Here is a 20,435-nt window from a genome sequence, read left to right on the forward strand (position 1 = left end):
TGGTCATTACCAGGCATAAGCCTGGGGCGCTTCTCCCCCGGGTCCGGGCCAGATTTCGTCGAGACAGCTCATGGTGTCGTCTGATAGCGTGATTGTCGTTGCGTGAAGCGCCTGCTGGAGTTGTTCGACCGTACGAGGCCCGATAAGTGGAGCAGTAACGACAGGATTCTGCAGGAGCCAGGCAAGCGCCACATCGGAAGGGGTTTCGCCGAGGTCCTCACATAATCCTTCGTAGGCTTCCAGCTGCGGACGATACTGTTCGATTAGACGGGCAAACGCGGGCCTTGCACGGCGCCCGCTTGCCATCTTTTTCAGTACGCCGCCAAGCAACCCTCCGGCAAGTGGACTCCAGGGAATCAGTCCCAGGCCAAAATGACGGCATGCGGGAATGACCTCAAGCTCAACGGTTCGGGCAGTCAGATTGTAGAGACTTTGCTCAGCAACCAGGCCCAGGGAATGACGGGCCGTGGCAACTGACTGCGCCGTCGCAATGTCCCAGCCTGCGAAATTGCTGCTACCGATATAAAGCACTTTTCCCTGCTGAACAAGGAGTTCCATGGCCTGCCAGACCTCTTCCCATGGTGTATAACGATCGATGTGATGCATCTGATAGACGTCAATATGGTCGGTCTTAAGCCGTCGCAAACTGTCCTCGCAGGCCTTGCGAATATGGTAAGCAGAAAGACGGCGATCGTTCGGACCCGGTCCCATAGGCTGATAGGCTTTCGTCGCCAGAACGATACGGTCACGGCGGCCACCCTGCTGGAGCCAGCGACCAATAATCTCTTCAGACAGCCCCGAACCTTGCTGGATATCGGGTGATTGTTCGGTGCCATACACGTCTGCTGTATCAATGAAATTGATACCCGCCTCAAGCGCTTCATCCAGAATGCGGGCGCTGGTTTTCTCGTCGGTGACGTCACCAAAATTCATGGTTCCGAGACAAAGGCGGCTGACTTTCAGGCCGGTGCGGCCAAGATGCGTATAGTTCATACACGGCTCCGTTAGGTGAATGTTCCGCCCTGACCGACGGCCAGAGCGCATAATTTTCAAGAATAACGAAGCACAATATGTTCAGTGAGAGGCGATGGGTGGATGGACTTGTGAAAAAAATTCAGCAACGGATTAGCCGTGGTCGGTCTATGGTGTATATCATTTCCCTATCAACGCATTCGGGCCTTAACGCACAATGAAAACGATTCTGTATGCAAATAAGCAGAGCTGATGTCGCCGATCTCATTTATTTCATGGCTATTGCACGTCATCGCAGTTTCAGCCGTGCGGCGATTGAATTAGGTGTCAGTGCATCAGCGCTTAGTCATGCCCTGAAGGGACTGGAAACCCGGCTCGGGGTTCGCCTGCTTAATCGCACGACCAAGAGCGTTACCCCTACGGCTGCAGGTGAAGAACTGGTTCAGTCTGTCCTTCAGCCTTTCGACAAGATAGAAAGCGCGCTTGAATCGCTTAACCGGTATCGTAATACGCCTACCGGGCGTATCCGCATCAATGCAGCCGTTGAAGCGGCCAATCTTTTGCTTGCACCGGTTATGCCCGCGTTTATGGATCGCTATCCCGATATTGAAATCGATATTGTGGCCAGTAACCGTATGGTTGACGTCACTGATGCGGGCTTCGATGCCGGTATCCGCTATGGTGGCACCGTCCCGGAAGACATGGTTGCCCGGCGTTTATCTGCCGATATTCGCTGGGTTATCGCCGCATCCCCCGACTACCTTGAACGCTACGGAACGCCTGAACATCCTGATGATTTATTACACCATCGCTGTATAAGCAATCGTCTCGGCGACGATCGGATTTATCGCTGGGAGCTTGAGCGAGACGGCGAAACGTACCAAATCACTGTGCCTGGCTCAGTGACGGTCAACCAGGCTGAAACGGGTCTTGTGGCCGTATTAGGCGGGGCCGGCCTGATGTATTTTCCGGAGCCTCTTGTTGCACCCTATGTGAAGGATGGACGGCTCCGCCTGGTGCTTACGGAATGGTCCCCGCTCGAGGAAGGTTTTTATATCTATTATTCAAGCCGCCGGCAACTGCCGACCGGGCTTCGCCTTCTGATTGAGTTCATACAGGAGGCCAGGCCACTGGGGTTGTGAAATAGCGCTTCCATACGGGACAATAGGATGCGGTATCGACGCGCTTCATTCTCTCCGTGCTGAAAAAAGTGGCCTGAGCCGTCAGCGTACAGCGCGGCACACCTCCAGCACCTTTTCCCTGAGCCAGCGATGCGCCGGGTCCTTTTCCATGCGCGGATGCCACATCTGTGACACCGTAATGCTCCGGGTTTTAAACGGCAGTTCAAAGACGTGCACGCGCTCGGTCATCGGCTGATTGAGCAGATAGAGCGCCGGCACCATGGCAACGAGATCGGAGACCAGCGCCACCGATAACGCCGTCGGAAACCCTGGCACCACGCTGGCAATTTTGCGCTTCATCCCGCGTTCCGCCAGCGCCTCATCGACAAATCCGTGTAACGAGCCGTCGGGCGAGGCCACCACGTGCCCCCAGGCGACATAATCCTCCAGGCTGACTGACGACAGCGAGGCCAGCGGATGTCCCTGGCGCACCGCGCCAACAAACCGATCCTGAAAGAGCCGTTGCAGACGAATTTCAGGCCCCATATTGCTCTGCACGCCGATCTCCAGGTCAACCAGCCCCTCACGCAGATAGCGCGACGTTTTCTCAGGTTTCGGCGAAAAGCGAATGCAGACGTCGGGCGCCACCGCCGCCACTGCGGCAATGAGCAGTGGCCCAAACGCCACCACAAAGCCGTCGTTGGCTCGGATAGTGAACAGGCGCTCCATACGCTCAACATTCAGCGTTTCCGTGGAGGGTTGCAGTACCGCCCTTGCCTCATGCACAGCGTTTCTGGCCCGGTCCCGGGTGGCTTCGGCCCAGGGCGTCAGCACCATCTGCCGACCGGCCCGCACCAGGATAGAATCGCCTGTCACCTCCCGCAGTCTGCTCAGGGTGCGGCTCATGGCGGAGGTGCTCAGGTTTAAGCGCCGCGCCGCGCCAGCCACGCTGGCTTCGGCCAGCAGAACGTCGAGCGCAACCAGAAGGTTAAAGTCAGGATCGGACACGATGGCTCCTCAGATAAGGCGTTATATGCAACGATAAAGTGCAAGCGCTGCGTCTTCCGCCCTGTATACCCCATGATTATAGTTTCGTCATTACTATTCTTATGCGGAGTAACGACGATGACGCTCTTTTCAAACCAGCCCGGCGATGAAGGCTTACCCGGTCATGAACGCGCCCGGGTGATGGCCGCCGTCATGACCACCACGCTGATGGGCGTCTTTGACGGCACCATGATCAACATCGCGCTGCCCTCCATGGCAAGGGCGATGCAGGTCCCCGCGAACGTTGCGGTGTGGTTTGCCAACGGTTATCTACTATCGGCGGCAATGACGCTGGCCATCTTCGCGGCGCTGGCGGCGCGCGTGGGCTTTCGACCGGTTTTTCTTGCCGGGCTTGCCACCTTTACGCTCACCTCGCTCGGCTGCGCGCTGGCGAACACGCCCGACATGCTGATCGGGATGCGTATTCTGCAGGGAATCGGCGGCGCGGCTACCCTGAGTATCGCCCCGGCGATCCTGCGTTCCGTTTTTCCGGGGCGACTGCTTGGGCGCATTCTGGGGCTGCACGCCCTGCTTATCGCCGCCAGCACGGCAATTGCCCCCGTGCTGGGCGGGACGATACTGGACGCGCTGAGCTGGCAGTGGCTGTTCGCCATTAACCTTGTTCCGGGCAGTATTGCCCTGTTGCTGGCATGGCGGGCATTGCCGCGCCAGTCGGACGTTGACCGCTCCCCCTTTGATGCGCCGGGCGCCGCGCTCTCCGCCGTGCTGTTAGGTTCTGCAATCATGCTGGCCGACAGCCTTCAGCACATAACGCAAGGCATTAACCCGGCAGCCGCTGGCTGGGGTCTTCTCACGCTGGTCAGCGCTATCGCCTTCGTCTGGCGTATTCGGCGCGCGCGCAGTCCCATACTGCCGCCCGTTATGTTCAGAAACGGACGCTTCACCCTCGCCGCCCTGACCTCGCTGGCCTCGTTTGTCAGCCAGGGCATCACCTTTGTCGCGCTGCCGTTCCTGTTTCAGAGCGTGTATGGCTTCAGCCCGGTGGTTTCGGCGCTGCTGTTCACCCCGTGGCCAATGGGCATCGTGCTGATCGCACCGCATGCGGGGCGCTGGGCAGATACCCTTTCCGCGCCGCTGATCTCGACTATCGGCCTGATGATTTTTGTCGGTGGGCTGGTCCTGCTGGCGACATTGCCGGAAAACCCGTCCGTATGGAATATCTGCCTGCGCAGTCTGGTTTGCGGGATTGGGTTTGGCTGCTTCCAGAGCCCCAATAACCGGGAGATGCTCGCTAACGTGGCGCGGGAATATGCCAGCTATGCCTCAGGGGTGTTGTCTATTGTCAGGACGTTCGGGCAATGTCTGGGGGCCGCCGCGGTGGGGGTGCTACTTGCGACGACCGGATCAGACCACGATCGGGCCGTGCATCTGGCACTGTGGATCGCCGTCATCGCCTCAACAGGATCGGTTTTGTTTAGCCTGAGCAGGCTGCGCCCTGGGGTGCGGGCATCAGCGTAACGCTGTGCAGCGCCTCTCGGCGCTGCTTGTTTATAACAACTACGCTGTAGGACGTTCGTTCCACGCATCAGTGTACTGTATATTTCCGTCCAGAATTTTCCATGTGATTTTTGCATATCGTAAAGATACATTTTCCATGTGACCAGTACCGGGACAATCTCTTGTATCATGCATTATTGGAGTTATTGAAATGACTTTCACGCCTTCCATCAGGATGTTGAAGTATTCCACTTCCTGACCAGCATCATTGATGTGATAGAACTTTAATTCGGCACTTTGAAGCGTCTGACCTGTAGCCACTGCTTTGTATAGATAGGGTGAAGATGAGTCAATTGCCTTTGTTAAACTGAAGGCTGAATGTTGCCTTGTACCTGTAAGTTTACCTGTTGCCTCATCTGTTGGAATGCTCAGGTTATGGATCAGATCTCTAAGCTCTATGCTTCCTTCACGGTTTGCAACATCAGAACCACCACGGATCATTGCTCCGCCATCGTCTTTCAAAAAGAGGTGTACTGGTACAGCCATTTTTAAAACTCCTTATGTTAATTAATTTCTTATTCCATTGGCTATGAGATTAATTACAGGCATGATCGCTACACCATCGGCATAGAACAGTTCAGAATTAGTGAATGAATAAACCTTGCCCGTGATTTTTACATTTACCGTGTTCCCATAAGCTGAAGCTGTGACATTGCTTGTATCGGCTTCCAGGAAGGGTGATCGTTCTTCAAGGGCTTTCATAATGTTCCCGCTGTTGTCTTTATCTAAATAGAAGCGGTAAACATCCGACACCGTAGCGTCTCCATCATCATACTTAGTTATGTACAGTGTGACGGTATCAGAGAGTTTCTGTTTGCTGACAAAGCTATCGTGAGGAGATGCATTAAAATAGTATTGATATGTCAGAAACCCACAAACAACGAGCAACAGAATCGTTGTGAGTAAGCAATGGAGCCGTTTAATAACCGTATTTCTTTGCATATTCTATACCTTGCCTTATCCAAAACTGATCGTGTGGATCATCCCCATAAGGCGGTTTTTGATACCAGTGCCCCCATTTCTTTTTGGAGGTTTTAGCTCTTTCCTGCGCCCATCCAGCACCCATCAATAGCGTTTCTGATGGTATCCCGGCAGCATAGCCAGCCGAACCATAATTGAAGTTCCCAAAATTTGCTAACTCCGGGTGTCCTTGCTTGTAATCCCACGGTCCCTTATTTCTTACTTTTTGATAAAACCAAAGATAGGTTGTAGGGATAGCCATGTTTCTGCTCATACCATGCGCTCTTGCAATCCTCATGTTTGCCAACACAAGAGCGATTCCTTCTTTGGGTAACAAAGGTATAACAGCCATATTAACCACCTATTTCATGTGGGTATATGGCCGCATATCGTACACCTTTGCGATGGTAAAAAAGATATCTGTTTACAGAGAAATGACGGAAAAATATCCGACTAAGGTATTAACCGCATTAAAAATCAAAAAAATTAAGGCGGCGCTACGCTTGCGCGGGCCTACAGGAATTGTGCATTTCACAATGTAGGGCAAATAAGCGCAGCGCCACCCGGCAGGAAAGACGGCGTATTTGTTTATTCCAGCGCCAGTAGCGCAAAGCTCGCCAGCCAGTGCCCGCCGCTGTAGTGGCTGCCCACCACGTGCCCGACGCTTGCCGCCAGGTGTTTTGCCACGGCATCACGCAAGGCCTGCTGGGCCGGGTGGTTTACCGGAAGCGCCCTGGCAATATGCTTCATACACCAGGCGCGGCTGAGGTTTAACCCATCCAGATGGACAATTTTCGGGTCGGTACGGTCGCTCACTTCCGCCGGGTTCATCAGCGCCGCAATGGAGCCGATATCCGGCAGAAACGCGTCAAACCAGGCCGGGAAATTCTCTGCGACCTTGCTCATCAGCAGCGCTTCCGTCAGCGCACCAGAGATGTACTCATCGCCACCCGGCTCGTAATGGGCCGGGTAGCGCGTGTCGGCGAGATAAAACCGCTCCGCCGCCGTCACAATCGCCTGCTCAAGCGCGCTATCTTCCACGGATCGGGCGTAATCCAGCCCCAGCGCGAGGGCAAACGCCGTGTTGTAGTGCGTTCCGACGCGGATCGGATAAGTGAGCTTGCTGAGGTAATCCACCAGCCGGTTGCGAATATCCTGGGTGAGCGGCTCCAGCGTCTGGTACCAGCCTGTGGCCTGCGGCAGCGAAGATTGTTTCAGCTCCTGGGCCAGCGCCAGCAGCCATCCGTAGCCATACGGCCGCTCAAACGAGGCGCGGAACGGCGCGGTGAAATAGGCCAGCTCCTTCGCCACGTTCTCGTCGGTCAGGTGCTCGTCGAAAAGCGCGACGATGTCATTCCGACACGGTAGATCAGGATAGAGGCGCACGCAGCGCAGCAGCAGCCAGTAGCCGTGCACCGCCGAGTGCCAGTCGAAACAGCCGTAGAAAATCGGGTGCAGCTCGCGAGGCGGCAGAACGTCACCGTCATCATTCAGCAGATGCATGATGTGGTTCGGGTATTCCTGGCGCAAATAGGTTAAAGGCATGCGGGCAAACGCGTCAGCCTGATGTTGCGTCAATTCCATAACAGCTCCTTAGCGAAACACGAGGAAATACATGAGGAACACGTTCACCACCAGCAGGGTTAACGCGGTCGGGATCTGGATCTTGATCACCTGATATTTGTCTTTCAGCTCCAGCAGCGCGGCGGGAACGATATTGAAGTTCGCGGCCATTGGCGTCATCAGCGTGCCGCAGTAGCCCGCGTACATGCCGATCGCCAGCAGCGGCGCCGGGTTGCCGTGATGCACGTTGATCAGGAACGGCAAGGCGATCCCCGCGCTCAGCACCGGGAAGGCCGCAAAGGCGTTACCCATGATCATGGTAAACAGCGCCATCCCCACGCAGTAAATGACCACCAGCATGAAGCGGCTGTCCGGGTTCACGAACAGGCTCACCACCTTCTGCACCGAATCACCGGTATTGGCCGCCACGAACACGCCGCCGAGCATGGCCAGCATCTGCGGCAGGATCACCGCCCAGCCGATGGTATCGACAAGACGACGTGACTGGCGAATGGCGTGCAGCGGCGTGCCTTTGGTCAGCCACCAGCCGGTGAGGATCGCCGCGACGCAGGCCACGCACAGCGCCGCCAGAGTGAGCTGTTTCTGGTCGAGAAGGTAAACACCGCCAATCGACACCCCCTTCAGGAACAGCGTCCCGATTACCGTCACTACCGGGATCATCAGCGCGGGCAGGAACAGCCAGTTTTTAAGGCGGTTTGACGAGGCAATGCGCTCCTCGTCGGAGGCCATTTTATAGTGGCCTTTCCCGACCAGGCCAAAACCCGCCAGCAGCGCGATAGCGATAACGCAACCGCCAACGATCCGGTACGCCAGCGATTTGCCCAGCTCCTGAACCATCAGGTCACCGAACAGGAAGATACCGCCGAATAAAAACCAGAACAGCGCGGTGGTAAAACGCTTCGGATTAGCGCGGTCGCGCAGGGTCATGACAACCAGCAGCATCACAACAAAGCCGATCAGGTAATACACGCGGTTAATGGTGATAAGCGTCATCATTCCGCGGCCCCCTGCGTACCCTGCTCTGCACGCCAGGCCATGACGTCGCGGCGGATACTGGCATCCAGGCGCAGCAGGCGCGTCATATGAATAATCAATGCCGCAATGGCGGTGGGAATGGCCCACAGGCCGATATGCAGCGGCTCGATCCCTTCGATCCCGTTTTCCTTCAGAAACGCGTCAATCAGCAGCACCGCACCGAAGGCGATAAAGATATCTTCCCCAAAGAAGACCGCGATGTTGTCGCACGCCGCGGCATGGGCCTTGATTTTGTCGCGAATGTGCTGCGGCAGTTCGCCGTATTCGTTCAGCGCTGCCCCTTCGGCCATCGGGGCCAGCAGCGGGCGTACCGTCTGGGCATGGCCGCCCAGCGACATCAGCCCCAGCGCGGCGGTGCCTTCACGCGCCACGAAGTAGAGCATCAGAATACGCGCCGAGGTGGCGCTGGCGATCTTCGCCACCCAGGCCTGGGCGCGCTCTTTAAGCCCGTAATATTCCAGCAGACCAATTACCGGCAGGATCAGAATGAAGGTCGCCAGCGATCGGCTATTGACGAACTTCTCGCCAAAGGTCTCCAGCAGCATCCCGAAATCCATCCCGACCAGCAGGCCCGTCGCCAGACCCGCCACCACGACGACCAGCAGCGGGTTGAAGCGCAGTGCAAAACCAATGACCACGATCGGTATCCCGATCAGCGGCAACAGCGTAGTACCGTCCATAACGTTTACCCTATCGAAAGTGAGCGTTGCGCGCCGACGGCTATTTTTTTAATTTGCGGCGAGCGATGTTGTGTTTTTCGCCAGGCTTCACAAAACCTGCGCTAAAAAGCTATATCTGAACCTCAAAAACATGTAAACAAATTATCAATAAAATGTTCTTATTTTATCGACGAGTTTACATTTCTGGCTAAGGAACGTTATGACCTCGAAAAAGAGTGCTTCACCCGATTGCAACGATATCAACGATGGCCGGATCGTCTCCTCCCGCCATCTGGTGTCGGAGCGCTGCGCGGAACTGTCAGAGCTGGAGTACGCGCTGATCATGACCGGCAACGCGTTTAACAAGTGGATGGTGCGCTGCATGGCCGCAGCCGGAGAGCCGGATATGGGCGCTTTTGACGTCTCGCTGCTGCATCACGTGAACCACCGCGACCGTAAGAAAAAGCTGGCCGATATCTGCTTTGTTCTCAACGTGGAAGATACGCATGTAGTGACCTATGCCCTGAAAAAGCTGGTTAAAGCGGGCTACGTGACGAGCGAGAAAGCGGGTAAAGAGCTCTTTTTCTCCACCACGGAGGAAGGGAAAGCGTTGTGCATGAAGTACCGGGACGTGCGCGAAGCGTGTCTGATCGCCATTCATGCGGAGAGCGGCATTTCCGGGAAATCCATCGGCGAAACCGCGCAGCTGCTACGCGCGATCTCCTCCCTGTATGACACCGCCGCCCGCGCGGCGGCATCACTCTGAATTACGGACGTCTGAACAGGGTAATGCTGCGTCCGGCCAGTTCGTACTCTACGGTTTCGGTGAACGCTGTTCCGGCGGCAGCGTCATCCGCCGTAGACAGCTCCAGCACCCATCCCCCTTCGCCAAACTGCGGGATCTGGAACGGCACGGTGCCTTCAAACGGATTGAACAGCATCAGCACGTCGTGCCAGATGCCGTCCTCCTGCTGAAGATCCGGCCTGCTGATGGAGACCCCGAGCGTTGAGCCTTCATCCCACTGCTCGGCCTGCTGCGGACCGCCTCCGGCATTGAACCAGCGGATCTCCAGCCCGTCGCGCCAGCTCTCACGACGCAGCAGCGGCTGCTGCGCGCGCAGGGCAATGAGCCGGCGGGTGAACTCGCGCAGCGCCGCGTCGTTTTCGGACAGCCCCTTCCAGTCGATCCATGAGATCTCGCTGTCCTGGCAGTAGCCGTTGTTGTTGCCCTTCTGCGTACGGCCAAACTCGTCCCCCGCCAGCAGCATCGGCGTACCGTGGGAGAAAAGCAGCGTGGTCAGGAAATTACGCTTCTGCCGTTCGCGGGTGGTGATAATGTCCGGGTTCTCCGTCGGCCCTTCTTCGCCATAGTTGTACGACCGGTTATCGTTATGCCCGTCGTTATTGTCCTCGCCGTTGTCGGCGTTGTGCTTCTCGTTGTACGACACCAGGTCATTCAGCGTAAAGCCGTCATGGGCGGTGATAAAGTTGACGCTGGCCCACGGGCGACGCCCGCGCAGGTCGTACAGATCCCCGGAGCCCAGCAGACGCGCGGCAAAATCCGTCGAGACGTTGTCCCCCTTCCAGTACTCGCGCACGGTATCGCGGTATTTGTCGTTCCACTCTCCCCAGCCTGGCGGGAAGCCACCGACCTGATAACCGCCGGGGCCAATATCCCAGGGCTCGCCAATTAGCTTGAGCTTAGAGAGCACCGGATCCTGGGTAACGGCGTCGAAAAAGCCCCCGCGCGGATCGAACCCCTCAGGCTCGCGGCCCAGAATCGTCCCCAGGTCGAAACGAAAACCGTCAATGTGCATGGATTCGGCCCAGTAACGCAAGGAATCCATCACCATCTGCAGCACGCGCGGGTGCGAGGTATTCACCGTGTTCCCCGTCCCGGTGTCGTTGATGTAATACCGGTGCTGGTCCGGCAGCGTGCGGTAGTAGCTGTAGTTATCAATGCCCTTGAATGAAAGCGTTGGCCCCAGCTCGTTACCTTCCGCCGTGTGGTTGTAGACCACGTCCAGAATCACCTCGATGCCCGCGTCATGATAGGCGCGCACCATGTCGCGAAAGCCCTGGATCCCCGCCGGGCCATAGTAGCGCGACGCCGGAGCAAAAAAGCCGAGCGTGTTATAGCCCCAGAAGTTCTTAAGGCCACGGTCGAGCAGATGCTGGTCGTCCGGGAACCAGTGAACGGGCAGCAGCTCCACCGAGGTAATGCCGAGGCTTTTGATGTAGTCGACCGAGGCTTTGTGTCCCATCCCCTCGAACGTCCCGCGCAGCTCGGGCGGGATGGCCGGGTTCATCTGGGTAAAGCCCTTCACGTGGCTCTCATAGACGACGGTATGCGGCCAGGGCACGTTTGGCCGGTTGTTGTCCTGCCAGTCGAAAGCGTTCGGGTCGATAACCTTGCATTTCGGCGTGAACGGCGCGCTGTCCCGCGTATCGAAGCTAAGATCCAGTTCGTCATGCCCCAGCTCATAGCCGAAATGGGCGTCGTTCCAGTCGATATCGCCCACCAGTTCACGGGCATACGGGTCAATAAGCAGCTTATGCGGGTTAAAGCGGTGACCGTTTTCCGGATCGTAGGGGCCGTAGACGCGATAGCCGTACAGCGCACCGGGTTTCAGGTCAGGCACATAGCCGTGCCAGACCTCATGGGTATACTCCGGCAGCTCCAGCCGGGCGATTTCTGTTTTCCCGGTCGGGTCAAACAGACAGAGCTCCACCCGCTCCGCGTGCGCGGAGAACAGCGCGAAGTTAACGCCCTTCCCGTCATAATTCGCACCCAACTGCTGGCCATGACCGGCCCGAATTTCAAACGTAATTTCCTTTGCCATTTTCGTTCTCCACGATTATTCGCAGGTAAGCAGAACCAGTACACATCCCTTTTCTGACGTTAAATCCAGAGTCTCTTGCAGAATGCGGCTTTCACCGTTGAACAGATCCCGATAGCGCTTCCCGGCCAGTTCGTCGGGTATCGCTACCGTGGTATTGACCCACAGCTGATGATTATCGGTGATGCCAAAAACCAGACGCGGCACGGCAACGATCAGCGCCTCCTCGTCTTTAACGCGCGCATAGACAATCAGGTTCTCCTCGCGCTCACCGGAAACCTTGAGCGGCAGCCAGTCGCCGTAGCGGAAAAGCGCGTCGTAATGCGGTCGAAGCCGCAGCAGCGTGGCGGTGACAAACTGCTTTACCCTGCCGTCCCGCCAGCACGCCGGGTGTTCAAACACTGAAGCATCCGCCGCGCTGAGGTTTTGCACCAGCGCGTTGAAGTCCGGCTCCCGCCGGTTATCCGGGTCGACGAGGCTAAAGTTGAGCGCCTCGCTGCCCTGATAGATATCCGGCACGCCGGGCGCCGTCAGCTTGATGACCGTCTGGCTGAGGCTGTTCATCAGCCCGGCGCGAATAAAGGGCTGCATCGCCTCGCTGAAATCGTGCAGGAACGGGGCGTTATCCGTGGAAAGCAGATGCCGCGCATAGCTCAGCACCACGCTCTCATAGCTCTCGTTGCTGTCGATCCAGTCGGTGCGCTGCTTCGCCTCGCGAAGCGCTTTCTCAAGGAAGCCGAGGAAACGCGTCTCCAGCGATGCAAGCCCTTCGGCATCGTCAGGCGACAGCGTGGCGGGCCAGACGCCCGCCAGCGCCTGATAGATCATCCAGGTATCGGCGGCGTTCGGCGCGGTGCCGTCGTTGAGAAAACGCACCTGGGTCTGGTTCATCTGCCGCCAGCGGGCGAGATTTTCTCCCCAGCGTTCCGGCGCCTCCGTCAGGGTGTAGAGCCGCGCCCGGGCGTCTTCTCCGCGCTTGGTATCGTGCGTGGAGGTGCCGAGCAGCGCGTCGGGCTGACGGGCGAGACGAATGCGCATCTCCTGGTGAAAGCGGGATAACGAGAACGCGCGCGGCGTCGGGTCAGCGCCCACTTCATTGAGCGCAAGCTCAAGGTTCAGACGGAAAAACAGCGTATCTTCCACCGACTTCGCCATCAGCGGCCCGGTCAGCTGCTGGAAGCGGGTTCTGAAAAGCGCGGCGCAGTCGCGGCAATCTTCCGGCAGATCGCCGGTAAGAATACGCACAATCAGGCTCAGGGCTGCTTCGGACGTCTCCACGCTGGCGACTACGCGGTTAAGTAGCGCCACGTCAGGCGGGGTTAATCCCTCGCGAGTGCCGTAGGTGCGGTACACCGGAAAGGCGATAAGCAACTCGCGCAGCGCGTGGCGGATCTCCTCGCGCGGCAGCGCAACGTCATTGCGGCGGGCCAGATCGTCCGCAAGGTTTAGCAGCGTGGTGAACTCGCCCTCAAAATTACGATCGGTCATCAGACCCTTGGCATCGCGCAGTTCGGCGTGGCGATCGACCGTGACGCCCAGCGTCTCGTCGTGGATTGTCTCCAGGCGCGAGAGATTATCGTCGTCGACCAGCACCTCTGCCAGCGAGGCGATAAACTCGTAGCCGGTGGTGCCGGAAACCGGCCAGTCGGTGGGGAGCTGCTCTCCCTTCGCGAGAATTTTTTCGACCGTGATGTAACAGTCAGGTCCGGCTGCCTGCCGCAGCTTCTGCAAATAACCCAGCGGATCGGCCAGGCCGTCAATATGGTCAATGCGCAGGCCGTCAACCACGCCCGCGTGAACCAGCTCAAGAATGAGACGGTGCGTATCGTCGAAGACCGCCTCGTCTTCAACCCGTACGCCTACAAGACCGGTGATCTCGAAGAAGCGCCGCCATGAGAGCTGCTTCGGCGCTTCCCGCCAGGACATCAGCCGCCAGCTCTGCGCCTCATGCAGTTCGGCGATGCTTTTATCCTCGCTGTACGTGCCCGGATTAAGCGGGTACGCCGTGTCGTAATAGACCAGAGAGGCTTTATTTGTGACAGGGTCACGTTTTAACGTAATGGCACCCTTCTCCAGCTCCGCCTCAAAGGTGTCGCCGAGAAATGGCAGCGTAAGCGGGCGCGACGCGTCGATATCGAAATAGCGGAAATAGCGGCTCTGCTGGCCGTATTCAATCACGTCCCGCCACCAGGCGTTTTCCAGCGAGGTGGACATATGGTTCGGGACAATATCCAGAATCAGCCCCATGCCAGCCTGCCTGAGCGCCGCGGCCATGCGGTCAAACCCTTCCCGACCGCCAATCGCGGGGTCAATTTCATTCGGGTTGGTCACGTCATAGCCGTGGGTGGAACCCGTTGTAGCGGTAAACACGGGCGAGGCGTAGAGGTGGCTGATGCCGAGGTCTTTCAGATACGGCACCAGCTCGACAGCGCGGTCAAACGTCATGCCGTTGCGGAACTGAATACGGTACGTGGCGGAAGGGATCATAACGATGCGTCTCCATCAGCAAAGCGAACGACAATACTGTTCGGCGGCAAAACCTCGTTTACCTCCGGCCAGGCGAAGCGCGTCTCCCCTGCAAGCGCGGGCACGTCGACAGGCTTATGGCCGATATTGAGCGCCAGAGAGAGCGTCCCGGACGGGAAGCGCCAGCTCACCGCCACCATGCCGGGCGCGGTCTCGATCGCCTTGCCTTCAACGATGCCGCCCTGATGCAGAAGCGGAACGATATAGCGATGGCGCAACGTCAGCAGGTGGCGGGTGAAGCGCAGCCACGTTTTCCCTTCGTCGGTAGCAATCTTATGCCAGTCGAGCTTTGAGCGAACGAAGGTGTTAACGTCGTTCGGGTCCGGGACGGCTTCATCGTGCCCGGCGTGGCCGGTAAACTCTTTCGCGCGCCCTTCCCGCACCGCTTTTGCCAGGTCGCCGTGAAAATCGGTGAAGAACAGGAACGGATGCGTTTCACCGAACTCCTCGCCCATAAACAGCAGCGGGATATGGGGAGAAAGCAGCAGCGCGGCAAGCAGCACCCGCGTCCTGTCGGCCCCCGCGAGGGTGATGAGCCGCTCCCCCTGGGCGCGATTCCCGGTCTGATCGTGGTTCTGAATGAAATCGACGAAGAACTGCGGCGGCTGGGTGCGGCACTCCACCCCGCGAGATTCCCCGGTTTGCAGCGAAATCTCGCCCTGGTAGACAAACCCTTCCGCCAGCGCACGGGCGAACTTTTTCTCCGGCTCACACGCAAAATCCTGGTAGTAGGCGTGCGTTTCGCCGGTGGCAAACACGTGGGCAGCATTGTGGAAGTCATCATTCCACTCGGCGGTGAACAGCGGCGTGTTGCCCTGTTCATCGCGCGGATGCAGGAAAATCACGTTGCGGCTGTCTTCCGTGGTCAGGTGAACGTGACGGTGCGGGATCGCCTCGCGGATCTTCGCGGCAATCTCTTCCAGAATGTGCGTCCCGGAGCTGTCTTTAATCTGGTCGATGGCATCAAAGCGCAGGCCGTCCAGACGGTACTCCGTCAGCCAGTAGAGCGGTGCGTCGGTGATGTACTGCCTCACCGGCTCGCGCTCGTAAGCGATGCCGTTGCCCCACGGCGTCATTCGATCCGCATCAAAAAACGCGGGCGACAGCAGAGGGAGATAATTCCCCTCCGGGCCGAAGTGGTTGAGCACGATATCCAGCACCACGGAAAGCCCGAGCCCGTGCGCGGCGTCGATAAACGCGTGAAACTCCTCCGGCGTGCCGTAGGCAGCGTGCGGGGCATACAGCAGCACGCCGTCGTAGCCCCAGCCGCGGGTTCCTCCAAACTGGGAAACGGGCATCACTTCAAGCTGGGTGATACCGAGCTCCGCCAGATAGGGCAGCTTGTCGATGGCCGCCCGGAAGGTGCCCTCCGGGGTAAAGGTGCCGACGTGCAGCTCATAAATGACCGTCTCTTCCCACGGCCGCCCTGCCCAGTCCCGGTTAACCGGCTGATAGCGTCGGGGATTGATAACAACCGATGGCCCGTTAACGTCGCCCTTTTGCGCGCGCGATGCCGGGTCGGGTACCGTCATGCCGTCCTGCAGGACAAACTGATACTCTGCACCGTGCGTGACGCCAGAAACGTCTGCCTGAAACCAGCCGTTGCCGGTTGCCGTCATCGGCACGTCGGTGGCGGCCAGACGTAGCGTAAGTTCTTTCTGTCCTTCTGCCCAGACGCGAAAACGTACCACGTCATCGGAAATAAACTCAGCACCCCACTGCTTTTGAAATGTCCTGAATTCCATTCATTGTCCTCGAATGACCCACATTTTACGCGGAACGAAGTACAAGCTTAGTTCAGGATCTCAAGTGCGTGAGCTCAGCGGATTTAACCGCGTCGTCTATTCTTTATGAAATAACTCACTATCGGGAATACTATGCAGATTCGAAAAGGATTAAATACGGACCTCGTCCGTCTTGAATGTTGTGACTTTTCTTTCACCATTAGCCACATTGCGCGAGAGCCGTTTATCCATTGTGATTTGCATATCGAAGCCGTCGCCGAGCCCTGGATAAAAACCTACGAACTCGACATCCAAACCCTTGAAAACCATTGCGTTAATCCGGACGCCATATTTCTTGTTGCGGAAACCGATGACGGTGAATTAGCCGGATTTATTACCGCGTCAATCGGCTGGAATAAATTTATTTCAGTGGATTATATTGCCGTTGATCGCACCAGACGCAGAACCGGCGCCGCGCAAAAATTAATGGCTGCCGCGCACGTGTGGGCCCGCAGCGTAAACGCGCCGGGATTACGGCTTGAAACACAAAATGTGAACGTCTCTGCCTGTCTGTTTTACCGTAACTACGGGTTCACCCTGGGCGGGTACGATCGTTATCTCTACAACGCCTTACCGGAAAAAGACGAGGTCGCCCTGTTCTGGTATTACATGCTGGTGTAGCGCCGCAGCCTTCATATTTCTGTCATTGAACTTCATTACGCTTTCGGGATTTTAACCACGGTGTTGAGGAAAGAAGTGTGAATTCAATGGCTAAGGCATTACTGCTGGCATTACCCGTTTTGAGTGCAGCGGCGACGGCCGCTGAGCGCGAGCTGTGTGAACCCAAAGCGTACGAAATGGCGCTGCGCTATCAGCAGAAATCGGCAGAGATTCTGGCCCTTCAGCTGCAGACGTATCGGTTTGCCACCGAGCGTTTCAACGAAAAATTAAAAGATCTGAAAACACCTGAAAATTACGCCGTGGTGATGGACCTGGATGAAACGGTGCTGGATAACACCCCTCTGCTGGTGCGCGACATGGCGCAGTGTCACGACTATACGAAATGGGATACCTGGAGCGACTGGGAAAAACAGGGAAAACCCGGCTTAATTCCGGGAGCGAAGGCGTTTCTTGACCATGTGAATCAAAGCAAGGTCCGCATCTATTATGTTTCGGACCGTATGCAGGAAAACAAAGCCGACACGCTGAAGACGTTAAACGCTCTCGGCCTGCCGCAGGTATCTGACGAAAGCGTGCTGCTGGATACGGTCAGCAAGGAAGAGCGCCGTCAGAGCATCCTCAAAAAGCAGCAGATCGTGATGCTGTTCGGCGACAGCCTGCCGGACTTCGCCGTACAGTTCAAAAACAAAAAACCGAGCGAGCAGCAGCGTGAGCTGGTTGAAGCCAGCGCCGAACACTTCGGCAACGACTGGATTGTGCTGCCTAATGCCGCTTATGGTGCCTGGTCCAGGGCCACGCTGGATAGCTGGAACGCACCGCTAAAAAAATAACGCTTTACGGGCCGGGAAAGGCTTCACCACCACCCGGCTGTTGCGCTGTGCTATTTATCTCGTTTATAGGTCCTATCATTTCTGAGCAGGTTCTTATAATTTTACGGAGCAGTAAGATGAGCACTTTCAAAGGAGACTCGTATGCTTACCGTGAAAAAACTTGCTCTTTCCACGCTGATTTCCAGTTCATTGCTGTTCTACCCTGCACTGCAGGCCTCGGCAGAAACGCCGCAGCACGTCGTTAAACAACCGGCGGGCGGTTACAGCGTGCAGGTCGGTGACGTTCTGGTAACGTCGTTTACGGACGGGACCGTTGCGCAAGATCTGCATAAGCTACTGCGCCGGACAACGCCGCAAAACATTGATGCACTGCTCGCGAAAAACTTTCAGACCAACCCGGCGGAAGTGTCCATCAACGCCTTCCTGATTGCGATGCCCGGACACAAAATCCTGGTGGATACCGGTTCCGGCCAGCTCTTTGGCCCCGGCAACGGCGGACGTCTGATTGAAAGCCTCGCCACCCAGGGAATCAAACCCGAGGACATTACTGAAGTCTTGCTGACCCACGCCCATTCCGACCACGCGGGCGGCCTGGTGAAAGACGGCAAGGTGGTGTTCAGCAACGCGCGCGTTTTCGTTGGCAAACCGGACATCGACTTTTTCTTTAACGACGACAATCAGAAGAAAACCGGCTACGGCAAGAACTACTTCGATGTCGCACAGAAGACCTTAAAACCCTATCTTGACGCGGGTAAAGTGGTGCCGTTTAGCGGCACATCGGAGATTCTTCCGGGGCTGACCGGCACGGTTCATCCCGGACACACGCCGGGTTCAGCCTCCTACACGCTGACAAGTAAAGGCGAGAAGATCACCTTTGTCGGCGACATCATTCACGCAGCGGCGGTCCAGTTCCCGCAGCCTGCGGTGACCATCACCTACGATGAAGATGAGAACAAAGCGGCAAACGTACGCGAGCATGCGTTCGCTGACTTTGTGAAAAATAAAGACCTTATTGCCGCGCCCCATCTGCCTTTCCCGGGCATCGGCTATGTGACGAAAGGTGAGAAAAGCGGCTATGCCTGGGTCCCTGTCACCTATACCAACCGGGACGCCAGCGGCGCGAAGTAGAGTGATGTCGCGTATATCTGACATGGACATCGACCTGCTCCTGGCGCTGGACGCCCTGCTTCAGGACAGGAACATCACTCATGCGGCCGCGCGGCTGGGCATCAGCCAGCCCGCGCTCTCTGCCCGTCTCGCGCGTATGCGCACGCTGTTTGGCGAACCGCTGTTTATTCCCTCCCCACATGGACGTGGGGTGTTACCCACACCGAGAGCGGAGGCGTTGAGGCCACAGGTTGAAAGCGTGCTACGCGGCATCCGCGCGATGTTTGCCCCCACCGCGTTTGAGGCGCAAACCAGCAGCCGGACATTTGTTATCGCGCTGCATGAAAACCCGGCGCTGATGCTCGGCACCGCGCTGCTTAACCAGGTGAGTACCGATGCCCCCGGCATCCGCCTGCGCTTCGCCCTGCCGGAGATGGTAGACCTGCCGCAGCAGCTGGAAAACGGTGATGTGGATATCTACATCGGCGTGAGCGCGGGCGCCCATGACGGATGGGTGAGGCGCAAACTTCTCGACGACGCGTTTGCCACCGCCCAGCGCAAAGCTCATCCGCGTGGAACAGGTTCGTTAGATTTGGAAAGCTACTGCGCGCTTTCCCATCTGGTGGTGTCGTCGGCGGGAGATCCCTTTACCGGATTTGTCGACCAAACCCTCGCCGGGCTGGGCTATCAGCGACACGTTGCCATGTCCACCCAGAGCTACGCTATGGCGCCTGCGCTGGTTGCCGGTACCGACCTGGTATGTACCCTGCCGGAACGGATGCTGAAGCAGTTTGCCAGCACGCTGGATATTTTCCCACCGCCGCTTCCGCTCCAGCCGATTACCATCAACATGTACTGGCACCCGAAAAACAGCCAGGATCCGGCGAACGCCTGGCTGCGCGGGCAGCTGCTGCGGGCCGCCGGACGTCAGGTGTGATCGAGCGTGACCAGAAACTTTTTAAGCACTTCTGAACGAATAATCCGGTGGCAAACCAGGGTGAGTTCGCTCTCCCGCAGCCGGTCGAGGATGTCCACGTAGACGACATTCTCAACGCTCACTGCCTTTGCCGACGCGGGCAGCAGCGCCAGCCCAAATCCGGCCGCAACAAGGCTTATCACCGTGGGCACGTCGGTCGCATTTTGCACCACGTCCGGCTGAAAGCCCGCCCCGCTGCAGGCGTCATAGAAGTACTGCTCCAGCCCCATTCCCTCCGGATCGCGCAGCGAGATCCATTTTTCGTCTTTCACCGACGAAAGCGTCAGCGCGGACGATCCGGCGAGCGGATGCTGACGAGAGAGCGCCAGCACCGTTTTCTCCGAGGTGAACGGCCGGCTTTGCAGATCGTCAGGCAGCGACGGCAGCGGCGCGCGGATGATGGCCACGTCCAGCTGGTTGCTCTGTACGGCGACGTAGAGCGTCTGCACATTTCCCGTCATCAGGGACATGGTAATGGCCGGCCAGCGGCTGTGCATCTGGCGCAGCGCGGCGGGTAGCCTGCCGTCAAACATCGCACTCGACACGCACCCCAGGTTTAACTCCCCCTGCTCGCCCCGTGCCGTTTGTCTGGCATCCAGCACCGCCTGCTCGGTCAACGAGATGGCAAGCCGGGCTTTGACCAGAAACGCTTCGCCCGCGGGCGTCAGGGTTAAGCGGCGGTTCGCCCGGCTGAAAAGCGTGACGCCTAAACGTTCTTCCAGCGCCTTTATCTGCTGGCTCAGCGCCGGTTGGGCGATGTTCAGACGCTCGGCGGCCCGGTGCATGTGGAGCTCTTCGGCTACGACAATGAAGTGGCGCATCTGACGAAACTGCACGAGACGCCTCCCTGTATTG

At 57.6% G+C, this 20,435-nt stretch carries 19 protein-coding genes; 7 read left to right on the forward strand and 12 right to left on the reverse strand.

Annotated features, from left to right (window positions below):
* Window positions 1-6 precede the first annotated feature (6 nt).
* A complete protein-coding gene (locus IM291_RS11705) occupies window positions 7-993 on the reverse strand; it encodes an aldo/keto reductase (protein WP_192971075.1) in 987 nt (328 codons plus the stop codon).
* A 212-nt stretch (window positions 994-1,205) separates the two neighbouring features.
* Here IM291_RS11705 and IM291_RS11710 point away from each other — a divergent pair, with 212 nt between their 5' ends.
* Window positions 1,206-2,114, forward strand: coding sequence for a LysR family transcriptional regulator (locus IM291_RS11710; protein ID WP_192986913.1), 909 nt, complete (start codon window positions 1,206-1,208; stop codon window positions 2,112-2,114).
* A gap of 81 nt (window positions 2,115-2,195) precedes the next feature.
* Here the strand turns inward: IM291_RS11710 and IM291_RS11715 are convergent, their stop codons facing one another.
* A complete protein-coding gene (locus IM291_RS11715) occupies window positions 2,196-3,101 on the reverse strand; it encodes a LysR family transcriptional regulator (RefSeq protein WP_192986914.1) in 906 nt (301 codons plus the stop codon).
* Between the two features lie 117 nt (window positions 3,102-3,218).
* On the opposite strand from IM291_RS11715, the gene IM291_RS11720 reads away from it, so the two are divergent.
* Window positions 3,219-4,619: an MFS transporter gene (locus IM291_RS11720; RefSeq protein ID WP_192986916.1), complete on the forward strand. Its 1,401-nt coding sequence runs from the start codon at window positions 3,219-3,221 to the stop codon at window positions 4,617-4,619.
* A 39-nt stretch (window positions 4,620-4,658) separates the two neighbouring features.
* Here IM291_RS11720 and IM291_RS11725 read toward each other — a convergent pair whose 3' ends face one another.
* The 6 genes from IM291_RS11725 to IM291_RS11750 form a co-directional block, all read right to left on the reverse strand.
* Window positions 4,659-5,144 (reverse strand): type VI secretion system tube protein TssD, encoded by a 486-nt coding sequence (locus IM291_RS11725; protein ID WP_048999579.1) that lies wholly within the window; start codon window positions 5,142-5,144, stop codon window positions 4,659-4,661.
* 21 nt (window positions 5,145-5,165) lie between these two features.
* Complete coding sequence (locus IM291_RS11730) at window positions 5,166-5,600, reverse strand: hypothetical protein (protein WP_192986918.1); 435 nt, start codon at window positions 5,598-5,600, stop codon at window positions 5,166-5,168.
* Complete coding sequence (locus tag IM291_RS11735) at window positions 5,578-5,970, reverse strand: polymorphic toxin type 44 domain-containing protein (RefSeq protein ID WP_032623152.1); 393 nt, start codon at window positions 5,968-5,970, stop codon at window positions 5,578-5,580. The genes IM291_RS11730 and IM291_RS11735 overlap by 23 nt, the downstream gene beginning before the upstream one ends.
* Before the next feature lie 236 nt (window positions 5,971-6,206).
* The gene (locus IM291_RS11740) at window positions 6,207-7,202 is read right to left on the reverse strand and encodes a DUF2891 domain-containing protein (RefSeq protein ID WP_192986920.1); all 996 of its coding nucleotides are present in this window, start codon (window positions 7,200-7,202) and stop codon (window positions 6,207-6,209) included.
* A gap of 9 nt (window positions 7,203-7,211) precedes the next feature.
* The gene (locus IM291_RS11745) at window positions 7,212-8,198 is read right to left on the reverse strand and encodes a DUF979 domain-containing protein (RefSeq protein ID WP_041909955.1); all 987 of its coding nucleotides are present in this window, start codon (window positions 8,196-8,198) and stop codon (window positions 7,212-7,214) included.
* Window positions 8,195-8,917 carry a DUF969 domain-containing protein gene (locus IM291_RS11750; protein WP_192986922.1) on the reverse strand — a complete coding sequence of 241 codons (723 nt, stop codon included), beginning with the start codon at window positions 8,915-8,917 and terminating at the stop codon, window positions 8,195-8,197. Before IM291_RS11750 ends, IM291_RS11745 begins: the two co-directional genes overlap by 4 nt.
* Window positions 8,918-9,116: 199 nt before the next feature.
* Here IM291_RS11750 and IM291_RS11755 point away from each other — a divergent pair, with 199 nt between their 5' ends.
* Window positions 9,117-9,662: a winged helix DNA-binding protein gene (locus tag IM291_RS11755; RefSeq protein ID WP_041909953.1), complete on the forward strand. Its 546-nt coding sequence runs from the start codon at window positions 9,117-9,119 to the stop codon at window positions 9,660-9,662.
* A 1-nt stretch (window position 9,663) separates the two neighbouring features.
* Here IM291_RS11755 and glgX read toward each other — a convergent pair whose 3' ends face one another.
* Genes glgX through treZ form a run of 3 tightly spaced genes read right to left on the reverse strand, consistent with a single transcriptional unit; the run spans window position 9,664 to window position 16,007 of the window.
* Complete coding sequence (glgX, locus tag IM291_RS11760; protein ID WP_192986924.1) at window positions 9,664-11,739, reverse strand: glycogen debranching protein GlgX; 2,076 nt, start codon at window positions 11,737-11,739, stop codon at window positions 9,664-9,666.
* A gap of 15 nt (window positions 11,740-11,754) precedes the next feature.
* Complete coding sequence (gene treY / locus IM291_RS11765; RefSeq protein ID WP_192986926.1) at window positions 11,755-14,223, reverse strand: malto-oligosyltrehalose synthase; 2,469 nt, start codon at window positions 14,221-14,223, stop codon at window positions 11,755-11,757.
* Window positions 14,220-16,007, reverse strand: coding sequence for a malto-oligosyltrehalose trehalohydrolase (gene treZ / locus IM291_RS11770; RefSeq protein ID WP_192986928.1), 1,788 nt, complete (start codon window positions 16,005-16,007; stop codon window positions 14,220-14,222). Before treZ ends, treY begins: the two co-directional genes overlap by 4 nt.
* A 132-nt stretch (window positions 16,008-16,139) precedes the next feature.
* On the opposite strand from treZ, the gene IM291_RS11775 reads away from it, so the two are divergent.
* The 4 genes from IM291_RS11775 (at window position 16,140) to IM291_RS11790 (ending at window position 19,541) form a co-directional block, all read left to right on the forward strand.
* Window positions 16,140-16,667, forward strand: coding sequence for an N-acetyltransferase (locus IM291_RS11775; protein ID WP_041909946.1), 528 nt, complete (start codon window positions 16,140-16,142; stop codon window positions 16,665-16,667).
* 86 nt (window positions 16,668-16,753) lie between these two features.
* Complete coding sequence (locus IM291_RS11780) at window positions 16,754-17,497, forward strand: 5'-nucleotidase, lipoprotein e(P4) family (RefSeq protein WP_180216685.1); 744 nt, start codon at window positions 16,754-16,756, stop codon at window positions 17,495-17,497.
* Window positions 17,498-17,638: 141 nt separating this feature from the next.
* On the forward strand, window positions 17,639-18,625 hold the full coding sequence (locus tag IM291_RS11785; protein WP_192986930.1) for an MBL fold metallo-hydrolase: 987 nt from the start codon (window positions 17,639-17,641) through the stop codon (window positions 18,623-18,625).
* A gap of 4 nt (window positions 18,626-18,629) precedes the next feature.
* Window positions 18,630-19,541, forward strand: coding sequence for a LysR family transcriptional regulator (locus IM291_RS11790; protein ID WP_192986932.1), 912 nt, complete (start codon window positions 18,630-18,632; stop codon window positions 19,539-19,541).
* On the opposite strand, the gene IM291_RS11795 is transcribed toward IM291_RS11790, so the two are convergent.
* The gene (locus IM291_RS11795) at window positions 19,532-20,416 is read right to left on the reverse strand and encodes a LysR substrate-binding domain-containing protein (RefSeq protein ID WP_192986933.1); all 885 of its coding nucleotides are present in this window, start codon (window positions 20,414-20,416) and stop codon (window positions 19,532-19,534) included. The two genes, IM291_RS11790 and IM291_RS11795, sit on opposite strands and share 10 nt — an antisense overlap.
* Window positions 20,417-20,435 lie beyond the last annotated feature (19 nt).

The organism is Enterobacter cloacae complex sp. P27C (assembly GCF_014895705.1).
Classification (GTDB): Bacteria; Pseudomonadota; Gammaproteobacteria; order Enterobacterales; family Enterobacteriaceae; genus Enterobacter; species Enterobacter bugandensis.

Excerpts from the sequence above, each read along its gene's own strand:
- IM291_RS11755 (WP_041909953.1), top strand. The coding sequence starts at position 9,117 with ATGACCTCGAAAAAGAGTGCTTCACCCGATTGCAACGATATCAACGAT.
- glgX (WP_192986924.1), bottom strand. The coding sequence starts at position 11,739 with ATGGCAAAGGAAATTACGTTTGAAATTCGGGCCGGTCATGGCCAGCAG.
- treY (WP_192986926.1), bottom strand. The coding sequence starts at position 14,223 with ATGATCCCTTCCGCCACGTACCGTATTCAGTTCCGCAACGGCATGACG.
- IM291_RS11745 (WP_041909955.1), bottom strand. The coding sequence starts at position 8,198 with ATGATGACGCTTATCACCATTAACCGCGTGTATTACCTGATCGGCTTT.
- IM291_RS11735 (WP_032623152.1), bottom strand. The coding sequence starts at position 5,970 with ATGGCTGTTATACCTTTGTTACCCAAAGAAGGAATCGCTCTTGTGTTG.
- IM291_RS11775 (WP_041909946.1), top strand. The coding sequence starts at position 16,140 with ATGCAGATTCGAAAAGGATTAAATACGGACCTCGTCCGTCTTGAATGT.
- IM291_RS11780 (WP_180216685.1), top strand. The coding sequence starts at position 16,754 with ATGGCTAAGGCATTACTGCTGGCATTACCCGTTTTGAGTGCAGCGGCG.
- IM291_RS11705 (WP_192971075.1), bottom strand. The coding sequence starts at position 993 with ATGAACTATACGCATCTTGGCCGCACCGGCCTGAAAGTCAGCCGCCTT.
- IM291_RS11730 (WP_192986918.1), bottom strand. The coding sequence starts at position 5,600 with ATGCAAAGAAATACGGTTATTAAACGGCTCCATTGCTTACTCACAACG.
- IM291_RS11720 (WP_192986916.1), top strand. The coding sequence starts at position 3,219 with ATGACGCTCTTTTCAAACCAGCCCGGCGATGAAGGCTTACCCGGTCAT.
- IM291_RS11750 (WP_192986922.1), bottom strand. The coding sequence starts at position 8,917 with ATGGACGGTACTACGCTGTTGCCGCTGATCGGGATACCGATCGTGGTC.
- IM291_RS11725 (WP_048999579.1), bottom strand. The coding sequence starts at position 5,144 with ATGGCTGTACCAGTACACCTCTTTTTGAAAGACGATGGCGGAGCAATG.
- IM291_RS11740 (WP_192986920.1), bottom strand. The coding sequence starts at position 7,202 with ATGGAATTGACGCAACATCAGGCTGACGCGTTTGCCCGCATGCCTTTA.
- IM291_RS11710 (WP_192986913.1), top strand. The coding sequence starts at position 1,206 with ATGCAAATAAGCAGAGCTGATGTCGCCGATCTCATTTATTTCATGGCT.
- IM291_RS11785 (WP_192986930.1), top strand. The coding sequence starts at position 17,639 with ATGCTTACCGTGAAAAAACTTGCTCTTTCCACGCTGATTTCCAGTTCA.
- treZ (WP_192986928.1), bottom strand. The coding sequence starts at position 16,007 with ATGGAATTCAGGACATTTCAAAAGCAGTGGGGTGCTGAGTTTATTTCC.
- IM291_RS11790 (WP_192986932.1), top strand. The coding sequence starts at position 18,630 with ATGTCGCGTATATCTGACATGGACATCGACCTGCTCCTGGCGCTGGAC.